Origin of the sequence: Kribbella sp. NBC_01510, from assembly GCF_045040325.1 — a bacterium.
GTDB lineage: Bacteria > Actinomycetota > Actinomycetes > Propionibacteriales > Kribbellaceae > Kribbella.
Map to the genome: position 1 here is coordinate 6,185,318 of NZ_CP109418.1, position 21,899 is coordinate 6,207,216.

Genomic DNA, 21,899 nt, shown 5'->3' on the forward strand with positions numbered 1-21,899 from the left:
CATGGCGCCCGAACAGCTCAGAGTCCTGATCACCAACGACGACGGTTACCAGGCTCCGGGGATCCGGGCGCTCGCCCCGGCGATCGCCGAGCTCGGGTACGACGTACTCGTGGTCGCACCGCTGCACGATGAGAGCGGTGTCGGCTCGGCCCGCGCTGGCATGGTCGGCCGCCCGATCCACACTGCCTCCGACGAGGAGTCCGGCGTCACCTTCAACGGAATCGGCGGTACGCCGGCACTCGCAGTGACGCTGGCGTCCGTCGGGGCGTTCGGCGGGGCACCGGATGTGGTCTTGTCGGGGATCAACCGCGGCCACAACATCGGCGTACCGATCCTCCACTCCGGCACCGTCGCCGCGGCGCTCACCGCGGCCGGGCACGGATTGTCGGCTGTTGCCATCAGCATCGACTCCGAGGATCCCGGCCACTGGCCGACCGCGGCCACCGTGGCCGCCGAGGCCCTCACCTGGATCCTCTCCGAACCCACGGGCACGGTCCTCACCATCAACGTCCCCGACCGCCCCCTCGACCAACTCGCGGGCGTCCGCCACGCTTCACTGGCGCCGATCAAACGCTCCCGCATCATCGGCACGACTGCCCCGACCGGCGAGCCGATGATCGTGCTCGAACCGCCACTGCCGAACCCGGTCGCCGACTCGGACGAGGCCCTGCTGGCCGCCGGCTTCGTCACGGTCACCCCGATCGTCGGCATCCGCGAGGTCAAGGACGACGCGGCCGCCACCGCCCTCGCCAAACGCCTGTACCGATGAAGCTCTTCGTCGCCGAGTACGGCGCGGGGCCACCGCTGCTCTTCATCCACGGCCACGGCGGCGGCTATCACTTCCAGCGCTGCCAGGCCGATCTGCTGGCCCGGGACCTCCACCTGATCGCCCCGGACCAGCGCGGTGTCCTGCGATCCGGACCGCTGGCGCCCGGCGATCCGCTCAACCTGGACGTGCTCATCGCGGACTTCGAGGAGTTGCGCGAACGCCTCGGGATCGAGCGGTGGGCGATCCTCGGGCACTCGGCCGGCGGCAACTACGCCGTCGAGTACGCGATCCGGCACCCTTCGGCGGTGAGTGCCGTCATCTTCGACTGCCCGTGCTGGGACTTCGACGCGAACGACCGCTACCGGCTGCCGATCTTCGCGCGCCTGTACGACGAGCTCGGAGATGCCGATCGGGCGGCTGCCTGCCGGGAGTTGGCGTCCGTCGACCGCCGGCTGACCGCGGACGACAAGACCTACGAACTCGCCTTCGGACTCGGCGACCGCTTCCAGGACCTGTCGTTCCACGATCCGTCCCGGCGGCCCGAGTTCGTCCGCCTCGGTGAAGAGTCCGGCTTCACGGACGAGATGTGGGGATACGGGAACAGCCACGGGGTGACGCTGCCCGAGCTCTACAACTCCAAGCTCGAGCGGCTGTCCGAGCTCACCCAACCGAGCTTGCTGATCGAGGGCATCGACGACCTCGAGACCGATCCGGTCTCGGTCCGGGCCTACCGCGACAACGTCCCGACCGGCCGCGTCATCACCTTCGAACGATCCGGCCACTTCCCCCACTTCGAAGAACCAGACAAGTACGCCGCCCTGGTCCGTTCCTTCGTCCTGGCGACACCCCAGTAACCGCGCTCAGCGATCCGGTAGCCGTCGCTCAGCCAGGGCGGCGGCTGCCACCCGGCTCGTCGTACCCGTCTTCCGAAGAATGTTCGAGACATGCACGCTGACCGTCTTGTCACTGATGAACAGCTCTTTGGCGATCTCCCCGTTCGACCGCCCGGCCACCAGAAACGCCAGCACCTCCCGCACCCGTCCGGTAAGCCCCGCCAGGACCGGGTCATCGGCCGCCGGCACCACCGGAACCGGCTCCTGCAGATCGATCCTCGATCGCCGCGCCAACGCTTCGATCGCGACCTGTATGGGCTTGGCTCCGAGCTCGACGGCGCCACGATAGGCCTGACGCAGAAGCTCACGCGCACTCCACGGAGTCCACCCACTCGCCAGCCCCGCCTCGGCGCACCGCCACTGCGCCATCGCCTGATACCAACGACTTCCCGCCGCACCGGAGGTCTCCACGGCCTCCCGCCAGCGCTCGGGTTGATCCGCGCTGTTCCGGTAGCGAGCGAGCTCGGCCGCGAGGAGCGATCGAGACATCGCTTGGGCGTCAGCGCCGTCCAAGGGGACGGTGAAAGGTTCCCACGGCCAGTCATCGAGGACCTTGTCGACCATCTCCGCAGGGTTGTGATCCCCGCCGTTCAGGGCGGCCTCGGCTGCTACTCGGACATAGGCCAGAAGCACCTCGTCATCGTCCGGCTCGGGAAGATCCGGAACGGACAGCCGTGGGCGTGCCCAGGCGAGAGCCTCAGCGGCTCGGCCTTCGGCGATCATCAGCTCGATACCGGTGCGGGTCATGGGCGGGCGGAGCGGGTTGAAGTCCTCGGAGACCAGCTCCAACGCCCGATCGAAGTGCTGCCGTGCCTCCTCGGTCCGCCCGGACCGCACCGCCAGCAGGCTCGCGGACAACCTGACACCCGCTCCCGGGATGCCGGTACAGCGTGCGGCCAACGCCGACCGCAGCAAGGCCCGGCACTCCTCCCAGCGGCCGAGGTCGATCAACAGATCGGAGGCCTGGAAGGCGAGGAAGTAGGCCCAGGTGCCGGCACCGCCGGTGACTGAGTCCTGGTACGCCGCGACAGTGACATCGGCGGCCTCGGTCCGCCGGCCGAGCGCTCGCAGAGCGTCGAAGCGCCAGATCGCGGCCCCGGTAGCGGTGTCGAGATCCCCGCACGACCGACCCAGCCTCTCCGCCAAATCGGCGTCGGCGAGCGCGGCCACCGGCGCACTGCGGTCCGACACAGCGGCGCTGGCGCAGAGGGCTCGTCCGAGGGCCTGCGTCGAGCCGGACCTGCGCGCGACGCGGACGGATTCTTCCGCGTGGACCCCGGCGTCCGGCATGCCGTACATGGTCTCCGTCTCGGCAAGCTCGGCGAACGCAACAGCACGCTCCACGCTGTCCGGGTACTCCTCGGTGAGCGTGATCGCCTCGAGGATGTCGTCGAGGTCTGCCTCCCCGGGCGTATCCACTTGCCAGCGAGCATCAGCCCATTTGATGAGCAGATCGCTGGCCAGCAAGGGTTCCTGCTCCTTGTTCACCAGGCTCAACGCCTCCGTGAGGAGTGTCACCACCACCTCCGGCAGGCCTGCCCGGCGGCAGATCGAGCTCGTCCGTCGCAACAGGCTGATTCTCTCGTTCCGCCCGCCCCGGATGGTCGGTGACACCGTCTCCCAGAGCGCGCACGCCCGGCGGAGTTGGATCGCCTCCTCGGCGGGTGCTCGGAGCTGCGCTGCTTGATCGGCCGCGATCAGCGACCAGCGGTACGTCGCGTCGATGTTGCCGGCCTTTTCGTTGTGGACTGCCAGATCAGCGGCGGTCGCCTCACCTGGTCGCGCTTCGAGGACGCGGAGGTAGTCGGCATGGAGGGCCGCGGCTTGTCCGGGCGGTAGGCCGTCGTACAAGACCTCGGCCAGCAGCGGATGGCGGAACCACCAGCTGCCGCCATCGGTGTGCACGACGCCGCGGTCCTGCGCCTCCGACAGAGAAGCGATGGTCTCGGGTCCGTGGCCGGTCGCGACCTCGGTCAGTACGGCGGATGACGTCGGCCGGCCGCCGACCGCGAGGATTCTGGTGACCAGCCTGGCCTGCTCGGACATGCTGTGCCATGCCGCAAGCAAGGCGTCGCGGAGGGCCGCCGGGACCGTTGCAGGCAAGCTGTGCTCGGCACCGGACAGACCGCGGACCATCAGCTCGATGAGGTAGGGGTTGCCGTCCGACCTGGTCAGAACCTCGCTGACGAGCTCGATGTCGGGCGGTCTGCCCAGCAATCCCTGGATCTGGTGGGCGGCGGCCTCCAGGTCGAGCGGCTCCAGCCGAACCTCACTGAACAACGGCATCCGGCGCATATCCGCCAGCCACGCGTGCAGCGGATGCCCCTCGGGCCGTTCCTCGGTCCGGCAGGTCGCTATCACCACCAGACGCTGCCCCCGGAACCCGGCAATCAAGTAGGCCAGCACGTCAAGCGACGCGACGTCCGCCCATTGCAGGTCATCGATGACCACCACGGTCGGCCGCCGTTCCGCGATCCGATTCAGCACAAGATCAACCAGCACCGGCAGTCTCGGAGAACTCTTGCCAGGTTCGCTGTCGCTGCGGCCGAGTGAGGGCAACAAGGCGCTCAGGCCTTCGGCGCCGGCGAAGACCTCGGCGGTTTCGTCAGCATCCGCGTGGCTGAGCCAGTCCTGTAGCGCACCGGCGAACGGGGCGAACGGGACCGACGCGCCACCGAAGTGCACGCAGGATCCCCAGAGCACGTTCAACTCTGAGGCTCTGCAGACTTCCCGGGTCAGTCGAGTCTTGCCGATTCCGGCTTCGCCATGGATGGCGATCGCGTGCGGACCGCCGGAAACGGCGTGTCGCAGCGCGTCGCCGAGGAACTGTTGTTCGGCAGCGCGTCCGGCGAAGCGACGATCGGGCTGCAGACCCCCCATGGGTACTCAGTGAACACCCTGCAGCGCCTTGGCGGGACCCTTCGGCGAAGTGGGCCGTGATCAAGCGTTCGACCCGCGAAGGTGGACACGTATCTCTGGAACGCTCCTAGGTGAGCCGCAGTCCGGCGATGAGGAGGCCGACCATGCGGCGGGCGTCGTACCGGACGTTGTTCTCGGCGCCGATGCAGAGGTTGCCGACGCCTCGCATCAGTTCGTAGGCGTCCACGTCGGCGCGGATCTTGCCGGCCGCGGCGGCCGCCTCGAGCAGCTTGGCGCACACGGGCACAAGGCGGTCGAGGAAATAAGTGTGCAGCGTCTGGAAGGCGGCATCGTCGGACTGGAGGGCCTCGGCGAGACCGTGCTTGGTGACGAGGAAGTCGACGAAGAGGTCGATCCAACTTGCCAGGGCGGCGTGCGGTGACGTGCTGTCCGCCAGCAGCGCCGGACCCGCCTCGGCGCACGCTTCGACCTGGTGCCGGTAGACGGCGATGATGAGGTCGGCCCGGGTCGGGAAGTGGCGGTAGATCGTGGCCACGCCGACGCGGGCCCGGGCGGCGATGTCGCGGACGGGCGCATCGACGCCGGAGTCGACGAAGGCCGCTGCGGCGGCGTCCAGCAGTGTCTTCTCGTTCCGCCGGGCGTCGGCCCGCTTCCGCTGAGCAGGCTGCGCTGATCCGTCGTCGGCCATGCTCTCGCTGCCTCCCACCTTGCTAAGCGGAACGTCGTTCCGTATGTTGGGTAACGGAACATCGTTCCGTATTCGCCCATCATGCCAGGAGGAGCACCGTTATGCAGTACCGCACCTTGGGCCGCACCGGCGTACAGGTCAGCACCCTCGCGCTCGGCGCGATGAACTTCGGCGCGATCGGCCGTACCAGCCAGGACGAAGCCACCGCGATCGTCGACGCCGCTCTCGAGGCCGGCATCAACCTGATCGACACCGCCGACATGTACGGCCAGGGCGAGTCCGAGGAGCTGGTCGGCAAGGCGATCGCCGGCCGCCGCGACGACCTCGTACTGGCCACCAAGGCGACCATGCCGATGGGTGACGAGCGCAACCACCAGGGCAGCTCGCGCCGCTGGCTGGTCACCGCGCTCGACGACAGCCTGCGCCGGCTCGGCGTCGATCACGTCGACCTCTACCAGATCCACCGGTGGGACCCGAGCACCAGCGACGAGGAGACGCTGTCGGCGCTGACCGACCTGCAACGCGCGGGGAAGATCCGCTCGTTCGGCTCCTCGACGTTCCCGGCGTACCGGATCGTGCAGGCCCAGTGGGCTGCCCGCGAGCACCACCTCGGCCGCTACGTCACCGAGCAGCCCAGCTACTCGATCCTGCAGCGCGGAATCGAGGCCCACGTCCTGCCCGTGACCGAGGAGTACGGTCTCGGGGTGCTGGCGTGGAGTCCGCTGGCATCGGGCTGGCTGTCGGGTGCGGTCCGCGCGGGCCAGGAGATCAGCACCAGCCGCTCGGTCTTCGCGCCGGAACGCTTCGATACCACGCTTCCGTACAACCACGCCAGGCTCGATGCGGTCGAGCAGTTGGCGAAGGTGGCCGACGAGGCCGGCCTGACGCTGATCCAGTTGGCTCTCGGCTTCGTCACCGCCCACCCGGCCGTCACCAGCGCCCTCATCGGCCCACGGACGTTGGATCACCTGCACGCGCAACTCGCCGCTGCCGACACCGTCCTCAGTCCTGACGTCCTCGACGCGATCGACGTCATCGTTGCCCCCGGCATCGACCTTGCGCCGCACGAGAAGTTCGACACACCACCGGCGCTGCTCGAGCCGTCGCTGCGGCGCCGGTGAAAGGACAAGCTATGTCGCAACCCAGTTTCGGGATCATGACCGCGCCGATGCAGGTCGACTATCACGACGTACTGCGGGTGTGGCGCGAGGCGGACGCCATCCCGGAGATCGAGCACGCGTGGTTGTTCGATCACCTCATGCCGATCGGCGGTGACCCGGACGGACCGACGTACGAAGGCTGGACGCTGCTGTCGGCGCTTGCCGCACAGACCGACGACTGCGCCTCGGCCTGCTCGTGACCAGCAACCGCTTCCGGCCGCCGGCGATGCTGGCCAAGATCGCCACGACCGTCGACATCGTCTCCGGCGGGCGGCTCGACTTCGGCATCGGCGCGGGTTCGCGGCCGAGTCACCCGTTGGCCCGGCGCGAGTACGAGGCGCACGGCCTGCCGTACGACGACTTCGCACACTCGGTGGGGAATCTCGCCGAAGCGTTGACAGTCATCCGGCGGTTGTGGACCGAGGCTGAGCCGTTCGACTTCGAGGGCAGCTACGTCCGCCTGACCGGAGCGTTCGGCAACCCGAAGCCCGTTCAGCGCCCGCACCCGCCGATCCTCATCGGCGGACGCTCGTCCGCCGTGCTCCGCGTGGTCGCCGAGCACGCCGACCTGTGGAACATCCCCGGAGGCGACATCGACGACGCCGTACGCCGCAGTGCACTGCTGGACCGCTACTGCGCCGAGATCGGCCGCGACCCCGCCTCGATCACCCGCTCGATCCACCTGCAGATCTCCTACGACGAGCCCAGCGCCACCCAGAAGGCGATCGGCGAAGCAATCGACGCCGGGTTCGGCCACATCGTTCTCGGACTGTCGGCTCCCTATCCGCCCGACGTCGCCCAATGGGTCACCGAGAAGCTCATCGCCACTTCGCCGGGTTAGACACAGCTCACCATCACCATCCGCCCAACCTAAGGGGGTGCGGCGCGGATCTAAGGGAGGGCGCCTGATGTGGCCGTCCCAGCGCTCAGCGCACGGTGGATGCAGACGGCGATCCACGCCGTGAGGAGGAGTTATGAAGCACATCTACACCCTCGTGGCCGTGCCTGTCCTGACGTGCGGCGCCGTACTGGCCGGCGCATCTCAAGCCTCGGCCACCGACGTCGACCCCGAGCCAGGCGCCCACGGCGAACGCGTCGGAGTCGTCTACGTGCCAGGCCCGAGCGTCGAGGTCGACGACACCGTCGCCGAAGCCCTGCAAACAGGCGCAGCCGCCCTCGGCGGCGCCGGCATCGCCGTGGTAGGCCTCTGGGCTTACCGGCGCCGCCATCCGATCAGCGTTCACTGATCCGGCAGCCGTCGCTCAGCCAGAGCGGCGGCTGCCACCCGGCTCGTGGTGCCGGTCTTCCGAAGGATGTTCGAGACATGGACGCTGACCGTCTTGTCACTGATGAAGAGCTCCTTCGCGATCTCACCGTTGGACCGTCCAGCCACCAGGAAAGCCAGTACCTCCCGCTCCCGCCCAGTGAGTCCTGCCAGGACCGGGTCATCGACCACCGGCACGACCGGAGCCGGCTCGTGAAGATTGATCCTCGACCTCCGGGCCAGCCCTTCGACCTCGGTCTGCAAGGGTTTGGCGCCGAGCTCGACCGCGCATCCGTGTGCTTGACGCAGCAAATCGCGCGCCTCCGGCGAGGTCCAGCCAGTGACCAGCTCGGCCTCGGCGCACCGCCACTGGGCAACAGCCTGGTGCCAACGACATCCCGCGACACCGCAGGTCTCCACGGCCCGGCGCCAACGCTCGGGCTGATCCGGAGTATCCCGGCAGCGGCTGATCTCGGCCGCCCAGAGCGCCTGATTCATCGCCTGGACGTCCGGCCCACCCATTCCGTCGACGAACGGCTCCCGCGGCCAGTCGTCGATGACACCGTCCAGCGCCTCCACCGCCGCGGCCATCCCGGCAGGATCACCGCGATCCCGGGCGACGCGAGCTGCCTCGGCCGCCGCCTGGGCATACACCGGAAGCGCCTCGTCGTCCCAGGGACCGGGAGCATGATCCTGAGCTGTCAGCCGTGGGCGTGCCCAGGCCACGGCGTCCGCAGCCGTCTCTTCGGCGATCATCAGCTCGATGCCGGCGTAGGCGACGGTGGGGCGGAGCGGGTTGAAGTCGTCGGAGATCAACTCCAACGCCCGATCGAAGTGCTGTCGTGCCTCTTCGGTCCTGCCTGACCTCACGCTCAGCCTGCTCGCAGCCAGCCTGACAGCTGCTCCGGGGATCCCGGCGGATCGTCCTGCCAACGCGGACCGCAGCAGTGCCCGGCACTCGTCCCAGCGGCCGAGATCGATGAACTCGAGTGCGGCGATGCCGGCGAGGAAGTATGCCCAGGAGCCGGCGCCGTCGGCGACGGTGCTGAAGTACGCCGCGCGGGTGACCTCGGCTGCGTCAGCCCACCGGCCGAGCTCGTGCAGGGCATTGAAACGCATGATGGCGGCGTCGTTGGCGGTGTTGGTATCTCCGCATGCGGTCGCCATCCGTAGTGACAGCTCAGCCTCGGCGAGCGAGGCCAACGGTGCGGAAGTCTCCAACACGGATGCGCGGGCGCAGAGCGCTCGCCCAACGGCCTGTGTCGAGCCTGACAGGTGGCCGATCCGGACGGCTTCCTCCGCGTGGATAGCGGCATGCGGCAGACCGTGCAGAGACTCGGTCTCAGCTAGCTCGGCGAACGCGACGGCACGTTCTGCACTCTCAGGGAAGTCCGTCGTCAGCTCGATCGCTTCGAGGAACTCTTCCAGGTCGGCCATCGCCGGCGCCGTCGATTGCCAGCGGCAGTTGGCCCTCAAGACCAGCAGATTACTGGCCAGCAACGGCTGCTGTTTCCTGTTCACCAAACTCAGCGCCTCCGTGAGGAGCGTGACTGAAACCTCGGGCCAGCCTGCCCGCTCGCAGACTGCGCTCGTTCGGCGTAACAGGGCGATCCTCTCGTCGCGCCCGCCGCGGATGGTCGGTGACACCGTTTCCCAGAGAGCGCACGCGCGGCGGAGTTGGATTGCCTCCTCCGTTGGGGCTCGCAGGCCTTCTGCGTGATCGGCTGCCACGAGGGACCAGTGGTAGGTCGCGTCGAGGTTTCCGGCTCTTTCGTTGTGGATCGCGAGGTCCGCAGCCTCGATCTCGGTGGGCCGCGATTCGAGGACGCGGATGTAGTCGGTATGGAGCTCCGCGGCTTGGTCGGGTGACAGGCCGTCGTACAAGACGTCGGCCAGCAGTGGGTGCCGGAACCAGGGGGTTCCGTCGGGTGCGGTTTCCACGACACCGCGGTCGTGGGCTTCCGCCAGACAGGGGGCGATCGAGCTCGCCTCGAGTCCGTGGCCGGCGGCGACCTCGGTCAGTACGGCCGAGGAGATCGGTCGGCCGCCGACGGCGAGGATTCTGGTCACCAAGCGGGCCTGGTCCGACAGGCTGTGCCAGGCGGCGAGGAGGGCTTCGCGGAGCGCAGCGGGAACAGTGGCCGGAAGAGTGCGCTCGGCGCCGGACAGACCGCTGACCATCAGTTCGACGAGGTAGGGGTTGCCGTCCGATCTGGCCAGGACCTCGGCGGCGAGTTCGATGTCGGGCCCCTGGCCGAGCAGTCCTTCGATCTCGCTGCTGGTGCCGTCCAGGTCCAGCGGATCCAACCGGAGCTCGCCGAAGAAGGGCATCCGGCGCATGTCGGCCAGCCAGGAGTGGAGCGGATGCCCTTCGCCGCGTTCCTCCGTCCTGCACGTGGCCAGGAGCACCAACGGCTGGGAGCGGAATCCGGCGATCAGATAGGCCATCGCGTCCAGCGAGGCGACGTCGGCCCATTGCAGATCGTCGACGACCACCACTGTCGGCCGGCGTACTGCGATCCGGTTGAGCACGAGGTCGACGAGCATCGGAAGCCTCGTGCTGTCGACGCCGCCGCTGACGCCGAGCGAGGGCAGTAAGGCACTCAGCCCGTCTGTCCCGGCGAGAGTGTCGGCCCTCTCGTCGGCATCAGCTCGGCTCAGCCAGTCCTGCAAGGCGCCGGCGATCGGGGCGAACGGGACCGATGCGCCACCGAAGTGCACGCTCGATCCCCAGAGCACGTTCAGCTGCGAATCGCCGCAGACCTCACGGGCAAGGCGGGTCTTGCCGATGCCGGCTTCGCCGTGGATGACGATCGCGTGCGGTACGCCGGCCACGGCATCGAGCAGCACATCGCCGAGGAACCGTTGTTCGGCTGCGCGTCCGGCGAAGCGATGATCGGGCCGCAGACCCCCCATGCGTCCCCAGTCAACACCTTGAGGCAGGCCGACGGGAGCCCTCGACCTGGTCGACTACCGCCCGTACGCAAACGGCTTCGACCAGGGCCTCTCGGGCTGCCGGTGTACCGACGGACGGGTAGTGGTCAGCCCCAGCCCTGGCGTCCCCGCGTGCAGGGCGGCGGCGACGGGGCGCTCGGCGGACTACTACCCGTCCTTCGGCACGCGTCACCGACCGCGAGCCGCACGCTCCGTTGGCCGATGCACTTCGCGAGGCTCGTGTCGACGTGGGGGTTGCCACGTGACCGTGGTGGTTGCCGGGTGGGCGGGGTGTGCCATGATCGGGCCGACGGTTGTGGAGGAACACCGGTGACCGGCTGAGGCCGGGAGTCCGGGGCGGTCCCGCCACTGTGACCGGGCCTGATCGAAGTCGACGCGGCCCGGGAGCCAGGACATCCGCGTCCGTCCGCCGGGCCGCGGTCACCGCGGTACGGCGTACCAGCCGTGGCGGGCGTGGATACCCGCTCGACGAAGGGACCCACCGCCGATGCGGCCAGCCTCACCGTCCACCGGATTCCCGTTCACCGCCGTGGTCGGAATGGACGACCTTCAGCTCGCCCTGATCCTGGCAGCCATCTCGCCGGCGATCGGCGGGGTGCTGATCCGGGGCGAGAAGGGTACGGCGAAGTCGACCGCGGTCCGCGCGTTGACCGAGATCCTCCCGCCTGTGGACGTCGTACCGGGCTGTCGGTTCTCGTGCGACCCCGAACACCCTGACGACACCTGCCCCGACGGACCGCACGACAGCACGGAGGCCCTCAACCGGTCTGCCCGGCTGGTCGAGTTGCCCGTCGGCGCGACCGAGGATCGGGTGCTCGGGTCGCTGCATCTGGAGAAGGCGCTCGCCGAGGGCATCACGGCGTACGAACCTGGTCTGCTTGCCGCCGCGCACCGTGGACTTCTGTATGTCGACGAGGTCAACCTTCTGCATGATCACCTGGTCGACGTACTGCTCGACGCCGCCGCGATGGGCCGCGCGACCGTCGAGCGTGACGGGGTGTCCGTCACGCACCCGGCGCGCTTCGTTCTGGTCGGCACGATGAACCCGGAGGAGGGCGAGCTCCGACCGCAGTTGCTCGATCGCTTCGGCCTGACCGTCGACGTCGTCGCCAGCCGCGATCCTGCCGTGCGTGTGGAGGTGATGCGCGCGCGGCTCGCGTACGAGGCTGATCCGGCGGGCTTCGTTGCGCGGCACGACGGACCGCAGCGGGAGCTCGCCGAGCGCATCGTCAAGGCGCGCGACCTGATCACCGAGGTCGTCCTGACCGACGCCGCGCTCCGCCAGATCGCCGAGATCTGCGCGTCCTTCGACGTCGACGGCATGCGCGCCGACCTGGTCACCGCGCGTACGGCGGTCGCCCACGCGGCCTGGTCCGGCCGCACCGTCGTCGAGGTCGACGACGTCCGCGCCGCCGCCAAACTCGCCCTGCCCCACCGCCGCCGCCGGAACCCCTTCGACGCCCCCGGCCTCGACGAGGACCAACTAGAACAAGCTATCCAGGACAGCACCCCACCACCCGACCCCGACGACGACCCGGATGGCCCGGGTGGGGGAGCGGACCCCGCAGACGACGGCAGCCCGGCCGACGCAGACCGGTCGGACGCGAACCAATCCGACGCGGGCCGGGCGGATCCGGACTCGGCCGCCCCGGGCGGTGCTGAGTCCGGCGCCGACTCGGACTCCCCGGCCCCCGGTGCGAGCCGGGAGGACGGCGCGGATGCCGGCAAGGCGGGTGGCCGTCCGGCGCCGGTCGGCGAGGTGGCCGGAAGCTCCGAGCCCTACAAGGCGCGACTGCTCAGCGTGCAGGCCGCAGGCGCCGGTGTCGCCGGGCGGCGGTCCCGGGCGATCACCGAGGTCGGGCGCGTGGTGGGTGATCGCGCCCGCATCGGTCGGGAGGCTGGGCGTCCGCATCTGCTGGCGACCATCCGGTCCGCCGCCCCGCATCAGCACGCTCGGGGTCGCGCCGGCGCCGGGCTCGCCGTACGACCCTCGGATGTGCGGCTCGCCGTGCGGGAAGGGCGCGAGGGCAACCTTGTTCTGTTCTGTGTTGACGCCTCGGGGTCGATGGGGACGAAGCAGCGGATGGGGGCGGTGAAGACCGCGATCGTCTCGCTACTGCTCGACGCGTACCAGCGTCGCGACACCGTCGGCCTCGTCACGTTCGCCGGCGCCGCGGCCACGGTTGCGTTGCCGCCCACCGGCAGCGTCGAGACCGCCGTACGACGTCTCGAGTCGCTACCGACCGGTGGACGCACACCCCTCGCCGAAGGTCTGCTCCAGGCAGCGGAGGTACTACGGATCGCCGCGATCCGCGACCCGCGACGTCGGCCTCTGCTCGTGCTTGTCACCGACGGCCGCGCGACCCACGGAGACCAAGCCTTCGCCCGGGCGAGGCAGGCCGCCGGATGGCTTGCTCAGCAGGGGATCGCCACCGTCGTGGTCGACTGCGAACCGCATCGTGGGGTCCGGCTCGGCCTGGCCGGGGAACTCGCCGCGGACCTGGGCGCGGAGTACCTCGACCTCGGGGAAGTTGCCGCAGGCAACCTCATCCGCACCGTCACCGAGCGGAAGGCGGCCTGAGATGCCGAAGGGACAGCCGACGGTCGTCCCGGCGGACGGCCTGACCACCCGGCAACGCCGGAACCGCCCGCTGCTGATGGTGCACACCGGCGAGATGAAGGGAAAGTCGACGGCGGCCTTCGGGATGGCGCTGCGCGGCTGGAACCAGGGCTGGAACATCGGCGTGTTCCAGTTCGTGAAGAGCGCGAAATGGAAGGTCGGCGAAGAGAGCGCCTTCAAGGCTCTCGGGCAGTTGCACGCGGCAACCGGTGAGGGCGGCCCGGTCGAGTGGCACAAGATGGGCGAGGGGTGGAGCTGGTCGCGCAAGGCCGGAACCGACGAAGACCACGCCGCCGACGCGCTCGAAGGCTGGCGGGAGATCCAGCGCCGGATCGCCGCGGAGACGCACGACCTCTACGTCCTGGACGAGTTCACGTACCCGATGAAGTGGGGCTGGGTCGACGTCGACGAGGTGGTCGACACGCTGGTGAACCGACCGGGCCACCAGTACGTCGTCATCACCGGCCGCAACGCTGATCCGCGGCTGCTCGAAGCCGCCGACCTGGTGACCGAGATGACGAAGATCAAGCACCCAATGGACGCCGGCCAGAAGGGCCAGAAGGGCATCGAGTGGTGAGCGCACGGTCGCGAGGGGAGGGCGCGTGATCCCGCGGGTGGTGGTGGCGGCGCCGTCTTCGGGGGCGGGGAAGACGACCGTTGCCGTCGGGCTGATGGCGGCGCTGCGGCAGGCCGGGCACACGGTGGCGGGGTTCAAGGTCGGGCCCGACTACATCGATCCCGGGTTCCACGCGGTCGCCACCGGGCGACCGGGGCGGAATCTCGATCCGATGCTGTCGGGGGAGGAGCGGGTCGCACCCCTGTTCGTGCACGGGGCCATCGGTGCGGACCTCGCCGTCGTCGAGGGTGTGATGGGCCTGTACGACGGTGCCCTCGGGACCGAGGGGTATGCGTCCACCGCCCACGTCGCGAAGTTGCTTCAGGCACCCGTCGTACTGGTCGTGGACGCGTCGGCGGCCGGACGCAGTGTCGGTGCCGTCGTCCAGGGTTTCGTTGCCTTCGACACCGAGGTGCGGATCGTCGGCGTGATCCTGAACAAGGTTGGCTCGGACCGGCACGAGGCCGAGGTCCGCGCCGGCGTCGCGCCGACCGGCGTACCGGTGCTCGGTGTCCTTCGGCGCGATACCCGCCTGACCGTGCCGAGCCGGCACCTCGGTCTCGTCCCGGCCGGTGAGCAACGGGAGCAGGCGGCCGACGCGGTCGAGGCGGCGGCGGAACTGGTCCGCCAAGGGGTCGACCTGGACGCCTTCGTCACCGCTGCCCGAGCCGCGGCGCCGGTCGTCGTCCAGCCGTGGGATCCGGCCGCCGAGGTGACTCCGACCGAGGACGGGTGTCCGGTGATTGCCGTTGCCAGCGGTCCGGTCTTCTCGTTCCACTACACCGAGACCACCGAGTTGCTCGTCGCCGCCGGCGCCGAAGTGGTTACCTTCGACCCGTTGTCCGATCCATTGCCTGAGGCAACTGCAGCGCTCTACCTCGGCGGTGGTTTCCCCGAACTGCATGCCGAGGCGCTGTCCGCCAACGAGGGCCTCCGCCGCCAGGTCGCCACCGAGGTGGCGGCCGGGCTCCCGGTGATCGCCGAGTGCGCCGGGCTGCTGTACCTCTGCCGTGAGCTCGACGGCCACCCGATGACCGGCGTCCTGCCCGCCGCCGGCCGGATGACGAGCCGTCTGACCCTCGGCTACCGGACGGCGATCGCCGCCACAACCACCGCGTTCCTCGACGAGGGCCGCCGCGTTCGGGGCCACGAGTTCCACCGTACGGCGATCGAGTTCGACGCCGAGGTGGATCCGGCCTGGTACCTGCCGGGTGGCGTCGAGGGGATCGCGTTGCCCCGGCTGCACGCGTCGTACCTGCATCTGCACTGGACGGCGACCCCGGACATCCCAGCCCGCTTCGTCGCCGCGGCCCGCGTCCACACGGGCCTGGAGAAATGAACCTCGTCGTAGGAGTAGGCCTCCGCGCCGGCACCCCCTATCAGGAACTCCGCGACCTGGTTGCGGGTGCGCTGGCCGAAGCAGGCGCGGGGACAGTGCGCTACGTGGTCACGGTGGCCGGACGTGAAACCGAGCCTGGACTACAACGCCTGACGGCATCACTCGGCGCCGAACTCCAAACCGCCGCACCTGAAGAGCTGGCACGCCACCCGGTCCCGACGCCGAGCCAAGCGGTCGAGCACCTGACAGGCGTCCCAAGTGTCGCGGAGGCGGCCGTCCTTGCGACCGGAGCAGAGCTCGTGGTCACCAAGCGCCGCTCCGCACAGGCGACTGCAGCTGTCGGCCGACTGCCAGAAGCGCCGCCGGCTCCTGGCTACCTGGCTGAGGAGCGGGCGGTGGTGCATCGGGTGATTGCTGAGCGGCGGGATGTGCGGCGGGGGTTCTTGGATCTGCCGGTTGATGATGAGGTGCTGTTGCGGGTGCTGGAGGCGGGGCATCGGGCGCCCAGCGTGGGGTTGAGTCAGCCTTGGGACTTTCTGTTGATCAGGGATTTAGCTACTCGGCGGAAGGTGCATGAGCTGGCGACGGCTCAGCGGGATGCGTTCGCGGCGTCGTTGCCGGCCGATCGGCGCGGGGCCTTCGACGGGCTGAAGATCGAGGCGATTCTCGATACCCCGTTGAACATTGCGGTGACCTGCGACCCGGGCCGGGGTGGGCGGCATGTGCTGGGGCGGCACGCGGATCCGCGGACGACGTGGTTCTCCGCCGCGATCGCAATCCAGAACCTGTGGCTGGCCGCGCGCGCCGAAGGGCTTGGCGTCGGCTGGGTCTCGTTCTTCGCGCCGGATGAGGTCGCGGCGGTGCTGAACCTTCCGGCTCACATTGAGCTTGTCGGTTATCTGTGTGTCGGGCACGTGGAGGAGTTCGCCGCCGCGCCCGAGCTGGTGCGTACGGGCTGGGCCGCGCGCCGGCCGCTCGCCTGGGCGGTTCACCACGAGGAATGGGGCCGGCGCGCGTCGATTGTCGACGATGCGTTGCAGGCCGGGCAGAACGCCGTACCAGTTCCAGGCGGTCAGCGAATCACCGTGATCGTGGGCGGCGATCCGGCGACAGACCTGAAGCAGTCCGATGCGTTGGTCGTCGTACTGCGAGCTGAGAAACCGGCAGCCGACTTCGGGGTGCTGTGGCGACCGGCGCGGACGCCGGTGGAGGCGGTCGAGCTCGGAGTCGAGATTGCACGGGATCTGGCGATGCAGGGGGTCGGGGAGATCGTCGTACGGGCGGCAGGGCAGTCAGCGGAGGCGGACGCGCTGGCTCGCGGACTGCGAGTGGGTGCCTTGGCCTGTGGCGTGAGCTGTGTCGATGAGCCGGGTGGGATGGCACACTCCTCGCCATGACACCGGAGTCGACCATGTACGTGCCCGCGTTCTCGATGAAGCAGCGGGTCACCATGATGGCCAACAAGTACGAGCTGATCGCCGCCAACCCGGACGGGAGCGACGGCCCGATGCTGGCGTTCGCGCAGCAGAAGCGGATGGCGTTCAAGGAACAGGTCACCTTCTACGCCGACGGCACCAAGTCCCAGCCGGTGTTCTCGTTCAAGGCCCGCAAGACGATCGACCTCGGCTCCGGCTACGACGTGTTCGACGCGAACGGTCAGCAGATCGGGTGGTTCAAGAAAGAGTTCGGCAAAAGCCTGTTCCGGTCCAGCTGGCAACTGAGCGGCGCCGGCGTGGACGCGGACGGCACGGAGCGCAACCCGACCGTCGCGATCGTCCGCCGGGTCTGGGAGTTCGTCCCGTTCGTCGGAGAGATCCCGCTGCCGTTCATCTTCCACTTCGACTTCACCGATCGGGGCACCGGGCAAACGGTCTTGTCGGTCGAGCGGAAGATCTCGGTCCGGGATCGTTACCACGTCACCGTCCAGGACCAGCGCCTGGATTTCCGCGTCGCCGCTGCGATGACAGTCGCCCTCGACGCTCTCCAGGGCCGCTGATTCACGCCGTACGGCGAGCCGGCTGAGGGAAACCTGAGTGCGGTGTACTACCACGGTCTTACGCCGGGCTCACTCTTTTGGGTGAACTGACCCTGAGACCCTTGGTTCCGGCCTGCGCCGGTGCGAGTCTTGAGCCATGGGTGTAGCGCAGCGCAGTCGACGGTGGTTGGTTCCGGTCGCGACAGTCGCCGTGGTGGCAGGTGTGGGGGCACTCGGGCCCGTTGTCGCCGATGCCTCGCCCAAGCTGCCCGGGATCACCGCGCAGGATCTGCTCGCCAACGTGCAGACCGCGAAGGTGGACGGCCTGAGCGGCACCGTCCGCTCCGCCACGGATCTCGGCCTGCCCTCGCTCCCCGGGATGCACGATGGCGGCAGCAACCAGATCCTCGACCTGCTGAACGGCGAGCACACAGCCCGGGTTGCGTTCGCGAGCCCGGACAAGGCTCGGGTCTCGGTGCTCGACAACATGGCCGAGCGGATGTGGACGACGGATGGCACGTCGGCCTGGGCGTACGACTCGTCGAAGCGTGAGGCTGTGAAGCTGACTGTCCCGGCGCGCACGTCGAAGCCGGAGAAGGCCACGCCGCAGGACTACAACCCGCAGGCGGTGGCCAAGCAGTTCCTGGACGCGATCGACCCGACCACCACGGTTGACGTGAGCGGCACGGAGAAGGTCGCCGGCCGGGACGCGTACAAGTTGCGCCTGGTGCCGAAGACGGACAAGACGACCGTCGGCTCGGTCACGCTGGCGGTCGACTCGAAGACGTGGGTCCCGCTCGAGGTGACCGTGATGCCGCGGACCGGGAACAACCCGGCCGTCCAGCTCGGGTTCTCCTCGGTGTCGTTCGACGTACCGCCTGCCAGCACGTTCGCGTTCACCCCGCCGCCGGGTGTGAAGGTGACGGAGAAGGCGCCCGCGGCGGGCGAGATCCCGAAGCAGGGCACGCCGCCGAAGGCGATCGGCCCGAAGGGCGAGAAGCCGGGCAAGCCTGGTACGGCGAAGTCGGGCGGGCCGACCGTGATCGGTACGGGCTGGGAGAGCGTCGCGATGGTGCGCGGCGTGACGGCCACCACCGGGAACGCAGCGCTGGACCAGCTGCTGGCCAAGGCGCCGACCGTCCAGGGCTCGTGGGGTACGGGCAAGGTCCTCACCAGCAAGATGGTGAGCGTGCTGATCACCGACGACGGTCGCGTCTTCGTCGGCCTGGTCACCCCCGACACCCTGCAGGCCGCCGCAGCCAAGGCACCCCGCTAACCGTGAGCACACCGACCCCGCCCCCTCCGCCGTCACCTCACGCAGCGGAGGGGGCACCTCCATCCCAAACGCCCGAGACGGCGTCGAGCACCCCCCGCCCCGCCAACCCACCCCCGGCGTCGGCGACGCAGGTGGCTGGGATGCCCGTGGTGACTCGGGGCTTGACGAAGCGGTTCCGCGGGGGCCAGGTGGCGGTGGATGCGGTTGATCTCGAGGTGCCCGCGGGGAGTGTGTTCGGGTTTCTCGGGCCGAACGGGTCGGGGAAGACGACAACGATCCGGATGCTGCTCGGCCTGATCGCTCCCACGTCCGGCTCGGTCGAGCTGCTCGGTGAGCCGATGCCGAAGGCGCACCTCAGGGTCCTCCCACGCGTCGGAGCGCTGGTCGAAGGCCCCGCGTTCTACCCGTTCTGGACCGGGCAGGCCAACCTGCTCAGGTTCGACGCCGCCGACCGCACCGCCGACCCCCGGACCCGCAAGGCCCGCGCGGGTGAGGCGCTCGAACGAGTCGGCCTCTCGAACGCGGCCGGCAAGAAGCTCCGCGCGTACTCACTCGGCATGAAGCAGCGCCTGGCCATCGCGGTCGCGCTGATGCAGCGCCGCGAACTCCTCGTCCTGGACGAGCCGACCAACGGTCTCGACCCCCAGGGCACCCGCGAGGTCCGGCACCTGATCCGCGAGCTCGCCGCCGACGGCACCACGGTCTTCACCTCGACCCACCTGCTGGCCGAGGTCGAGCAGGTCTGCACCCACGCCGCCGTGATGAGTCGCGGTCGCCTGGTCCGCCAGTCCACCGTCGCCGACCTCCGCTCTGAACTCCGGCCCCGCCTGATCGTCCGTACGCCGGACCTGGGCCAGGCAGCCGACACACTCCAGGGCCTGGGTGTCACCGACCTCAAGACCACTGCCGAGACCGTCGAAGGCGACCCCGGCGAACTGCCGATCGAGAAGTTCGCCGCCGCGCTGGTCGCCGCCGACGTCCGCATCCACGGCTTCGGGCTGGAGCGCCCCAGCCTGGAAGATGCCTTCGTCGCACTCACCGGGGAGGGCTTCGATGTCGCCGAGTAGTGCAGTGGCCGTCGCTGGGCCGGTGTCCGCCGGCCGCCATACCCTCGGCCTGTTCCGCTCAGAGTTGCGGCTCGTCTTCGGGCGGGCCCGCACCCAGGTCGGCCTCGGTGTCCTCGCGGCCGTCCCGCTGCTGATCGGGATCGCGATCAAGCTCTCCGGCTCCGAGGGCGGCACCGAGGGCTTCCTCGGCCAGGTCGCGGGCAACGGCCTGTTCCTGATCGTCGCGAGTCTCGGGCTGTCGCTGCCGTTCTTCCTGCCGACCGCCGTGACGGTCATCTCGGGCGAGTCGCTCGCGGGCGAGTCCAGCCTCGGCACCCTGCGGGTCATGTTGACCGCGCCGGCCGGGCGCTCCCGGTTGCTCGCGGCCAAGATGGTCGCGCTCGCCGTGTTCTGCCTGGCCGCGACAATGACGATCTGGGTCTCCGGCCTGATCGTCGGATTCGTACTGTTCCCGGTCGGCGACGTACTCCTGCTCTCCGGTACGACGGTCTCGCTCGGTGACGGCCTGCTCCGCGCGCTGGGGATCGCCGTGGTGATCTCGCTGTCACTGCTCGGACTCGCCGGGATCGGACTGTTCGTGTCGTCGTTGACGTCGACCCCGCTGGCCGCGATGGCCGCCACGTTCGGCACGTTCATCGTGCTCGGCATCATGACCGCGATCCCGCAGATCCACGTGATCCATCCGTGGTTGCTGATGTACCGCTGGTCGTCGTTCGCCGACCTGTTGCGAGATCCGCCGTACTGGCATGACATCGGCCTCAACCTGCTGCTGCAGGCCGGGTATCTGGCTGTCTTCTACACCGCCGCCTGGGCCCGGATCACCAGCCGCGACGTCACCTGAGAGGCTGGGCCGGTGGAAGCCGACCTGGTAGCGGTACTGCGCTGTCCCGTCTGCGGCGACGCCCTCGCCCTGACCGACCGGACCGCGCACTGCCCGCGCGGCCACGCCTACGACCTGGCCAAGCAGGGCTACCTCAACTTGTTGCCCTCGGCATCCACCGGTATCGACGGCGACTCGGCCGGGATGATCGGCGCGCGGACCGTCTTCCTCGGCAGCGGCCACTATGCGCCGATCCGGGACGCGCTGATCCTGGCAGCCGCGGGTCTGCGTGACGACGACCTGGTGGTGGAAGTCGGCGCCGGCACCGCCTACTACCTGGCCGGCGTCCTCGGCACCGCAACCGGCCGGCGCGGGGTCGCCTTGGACGTCTCGCGGTACGCCGCTCGTCGCGCGGCAAGGGCGGATCCGCGGATCGGGTCGGTGGTGTGCGACGCCTGGCAGGAGCTGCCACTGCTGGACGACTCGGCCCAGCTGATGCTGAACGTGTTCGCCCCGCGCAACGCCGCCGAGATGGCCCGGGTACTCGCGCCTGACGGCACACTGCTGGTGGTCACACCGAATCAGCAGCACCTTGCCGAGCTGGTCGGCGTACTGGGGCTCGTGACGGTGGACCAGGAGAAGGAGCGCCGGCTGCAGGAGTCGTTCGCCGGGGTGTTCGTCCGGTCCGGCAGCGAGGTGATCGAGGAGACGATGCGGCTCGATCGAACAGCGGTCGAGCAGTTGGTGCTGATGACGCCGAGCGCGCGGCACGTGAACTACCGGGAGCTCACTGGGCGGCTCGCCGTACTGCCGGAACCGGCGATCGTCACGCTGTCGGTCACGCTGTCGACCTGGCGGCCCGTCTAGGTGGACTCCCGCCACTCACATGGCGGGAGTCCGACACCTGTCAGGCGGCCTTGCCGACGAGCTCGCGGCCTACCACGGTGCCGTGTTCCTCGGCGGTGACGTGGGCCGCCGACTCGGAGACCTTGGAGGCGTCGATGAGCTCCTCCATGCCCGGGGTGACCGGGGCCAGGGTGAACTCGGCGGCGGCGGTGCGGATGTTCATGCCGAGGATGTCGCCGAAGACGCGCTCCAGGTACGGCGTGGCGTGGTCCCAGCCGTGCCTCGGGGTGCCGGGGCTGTAGCCGCCACCGCGAGCCAGCGTGAAGATGACCGGGCGGCCGGCCGTCGGGCTGGGGCCGCGGACCAGTTCCTGGTCGATCAGCAACAGGTCGATCCAGGTCTTCACGTGCTGTGCGATGCCGTAGTTGTACAGCGGTACGGCGAGCAGGATCGCGTCGGCGTTCTTGACCTCGGCCGCGAGTTCCTCGGCGAGGGCCTTCGCCTCCGCCGCCGGCATGCTGTCGGCAGCGGACTCCTGGCCCAGCATGGCTCCGGCCAGGGCCGGCCAGGCGGTCGCGGGCAGTGGGTGCAGCCCGAGGTCGCGCCGGACCACGACGCCGTCCGGGTGCTCCGCCTTCCAGGCGGCCTCCGCGCTGTCCGCCAGGGCGCGGCTGACCGATCCGTCCACGCGGATGCTCGCGTCGACGCGTAGCAAGGTGCTCATGTGCATA

Annotated in this window: 19 protein-coding genes and 1 riboswitch; of the genes, 15 read left to right on the top strand and 4 right to left on the bottom strand. The window is 69.5% G+C overall.

The window, feature by feature from the left end; translation table 11 throughout:
• Nucleotide 1: 1 nt before the first annotated feature.
• Nucleotides 2-769 carry a 5'/3'-nucleotidase SurE gene (gene surE / locus OG558_RS30680; RefSeq protein WP_405066083.1) on the top strand — a complete coding sequence of 256 codons (768 nt, stop codon included), beginning with the start codon at nt 2-4 and terminating at the stop codon, nt 767-769.
• Entirely contained in the window at nt 766-1,623 is an 858-nt protein-coding gene (locus OG558_RS30685; protein WP_405066084.1) for an alpha/beta fold hydrolase, read from the top strand. The genes surE and OG558_RS30685 overlap by 4 nt, the downstream gene beginning before the upstream one ends.
• A gap of 6 nt (nt 1,624-1,629) precedes the next feature.
• Here the strand turns inward: OG558_RS30685 and OG558_RS30690 are convergent, their stop codons facing one another.
• On the bottom strand, nt 1,630-4,542 hold the full coding sequence (locus OG558_RS30690; protein ID WP_405066085.1) for an AAA family ATPase: 2,913 nt from the start codon (nt 4,540-4,542) through the stop codon (nt 1,630-1,632).
• 106 nt (nt 4,543-4,648) lie between these two features.
• A complete protein-coding gene (locus OG558_RS30695) occupies nt 4,649-5,230 on the bottom strand; it encodes a TetR/AcrR family transcriptional regulator (protein WP_405066086.1) in 582 nt (193 codons plus the stop codon).
• A gap of 101 nt (nt 5,231-5,331) precedes the next feature.
• On the opposite strand from OG558_RS30695, the gene OG558_RS30700 reads away from it, so the two are divergent.
• The 4 genes from OG558_RS30700 to OG558_RS30715 all read left to right on the top strand — a co-directional run bounded on the left by OG558_RS30700 (nt 5,332) and on the right by OG558_RS30715 (nt 7,637).
• Nucleotides 5,332-6,351 carry an aldo/keto reductase gene (locus OG558_RS30700; protein ID WP_405066087.1) on the top strand — a complete coding sequence of 340 codons (1,020 nt, stop codon included), beginning with the start codon at nt 5,332-5,334 and terminating at the stop codon, nt 6,349-6,351.
• 11 nt (nt 6,352-6,362) lie between these two features.
• The gene (locus tag OG558_RS30705) at nt 6,363-6,590 is read left to right on the top strand and encodes a hypothetical protein (RefSeq protein WP_405066088.1); all 228 of its coding nucleotides are present in this window, start codon (nt 6,363-6,365) and stop codon (nt 6,588-6,590) included.
• The gene (locus tag OG558_RS30710) at nt 6,587-7,231 is read left to right on the top strand and encodes an LLM class flavin-dependent oxidoreductase (RefSeq protein WP_405066089.1); all 645 of its coding nucleotides are present in this window, start codon (nt 6,587-6,589) and stop codon (nt 7,229-7,231) included. The genes OG558_RS30705 and OG558_RS30710 overlap by 4 nt, the downstream gene beginning before the upstream one ends.
• A gap of 133 nt (nt 7,232-7,364) precedes the next feature.
• Entirely contained in the window at nt 7,365-7,637 is a 273-nt protein-coding gene (locus OG558_RS30715) for a hypothetical protein (RefSeq protein ID WP_405066090.1), read from the top strand.
• On the opposite strand, the gene OG558_RS30720 is transcribed toward OG558_RS30715, so the two are convergent.
• The gene (locus OG558_RS30720) at nt 7,631-10,570 is read right to left on the bottom strand and encodes an AAA family ATPase (RefSeq protein ID WP_405066091.1); all 2,940 of its coding nucleotides are present in this window, start codon (nt 10,568-10,570) and stop codon (nt 7,631-7,633) included. The genes OG558_RS30715 and OG558_RS30720 overlap by 7 nt on opposite strands.
• A gap of 340 nt (nt 10,571-10,910) precedes the next feature.
• Nucleotides 10,911-11,004, top strand: a riboswitch (cobalamin riboswitch).
• Nucleotides 11,005-11,096: 92 nt separating this feature from the next.
• Between OG558_RS30720 and OG558_RS30725 the strand changes: the two genes are divergently transcribed.
• The 9 genes from OG558_RS30725 to OG558_RS30765 all read left to right on the top strand — a co-directional run bounded on the left by OG558_RS30725 (nt 11,097) and on the right by OG558_RS30765 (nt 21,189).
• Nucleotides 11,097-13,190 (top strand): putative cobaltochelatase, encoded by a 2,094-nt coding sequence (locus OG558_RS30725; RefSeq protein ID WP_405066092.1) that lies wholly within the window; start codon nt 11,097-11,099, stop codon nt 13,188-13,190.
• Between the two features lies 1 nt (nt 13,191).
• The gene (cobO, locus tag OG558_RS30730; protein ID WP_405066093.1) at nt 13,192-13,806 is read left to right on the top strand and encodes a cob(I)yrinic acid a,c-diamide adenosyltransferase; all 615 of its coding nucleotides are present in this window, start codon (nt 13,192-13,194) and stop codon (nt 13,804-13,806) included.
• Between the two features lie 25 nt (nt 13,807-13,831).
• Nucleotides 13,832-15,184 carry a cobyrinate a,c-diamide synthase gene (locus OG558_RS30735; protein WP_405066094.1) on the top strand — a complete coding sequence of 451 codons (1,353 nt, stop codon included), beginning with the start codon at nt 13,832-13,834 and terminating at the stop codon, nt 15,182-15,184.
• Nucleotides 15,181-16,581 carry a 5,6-dimethylbenzimidazole synthase gene (gene bluB / locus OG558_RS30740; protein ID WP_405066095.1) on the top strand — a complete coding sequence of 467 codons (1,401 nt, stop codon included), beginning with the start codon at nt 15,181-15,183 and terminating at the stop codon, nt 16,579-16,581. The genes OG558_RS30735 and bluB overlap by 4 nt, the downstream gene beginning before the upstream one ends.
• Nucleotides 16,578-17,180 carry a hypothetical protein gene (locus OG558_RS30745; protein ID WP_405066096.1) on the top strand — a complete coding sequence of 201 codons (603 nt, stop codon included), beginning with the start codon at nt 16,578-16,580 and terminating at the stop codon, nt 17,178-17,180. Before bluB ends, OG558_RS30745 begins: the two co-directional genes overlap by 4 nt.
• 136 nt (nt 17,181-17,316) lie before the next feature.
• Nucleotides 17,317-18,435: a LolA family protein gene (locus OG558_RS30750; protein WP_405066097.1), complete on the top strand. Its 1,119-nt coding sequence runs from the start codon at nt 17,317-17,319 to the stop codon at nt 18,433-18,435.
• Nucleotides 18,436-18,575: 140 nt separating this feature from the next.
• Nucleotides 18,576-19,502 carry an ATP-binding cassette domain-containing protein gene (locus OG558_RS30755; protein ID WP_405066098.1) on the top strand — a complete coding sequence of 309 codons (927 nt, stop codon included), beginning with the start codon at nt 18,576-18,578 and terminating at the stop codon, nt 19,500-19,502.
• Nucleotides 19,489-20,343 (top strand): ABC transporter permease, encoded by an 855-nt coding sequence (locus OG558_RS30760; RefSeq protein WP_405066099.1) that lies wholly within the window; start codon nt 19,489-19,491, stop codon nt 20,341-20,343. Before OG558_RS30755 ends, OG558_RS30760 begins: the two co-directional genes overlap by 14 nt.
• A 12-nt stretch (nt 20,344-20,355) precedes the next feature.
• Nucleotides 20,356-21,189 carry a putative RNA methyltransferase gene (locus OG558_RS30765; protein WP_405066100.1) on the top strand — a complete coding sequence of 278 codons (834 nt, stop codon included), beginning with the start codon at nt 20,356-20,358 and terminating at the stop codon, nt 21,187-21,189.
• A gap of 40 nt (nt 21,190-21,229) precedes the next feature.
• Here OG558_RS30765 and OG558_RS30770 read toward each other — a convergent pair whose 3' ends face one another.
• Nucleotides 21,230-21,892, bottom strand: coding sequence for an FMN-dependent NADH-azoreductase (locus OG558_RS30770; protein WP_405066101.1), 663 nt, complete (start codon nt 21,890-21,892; stop codon nt 21,230-21,232).
• Nucleotides 21,893-21,899 lie beyond the last annotated feature (7 nt).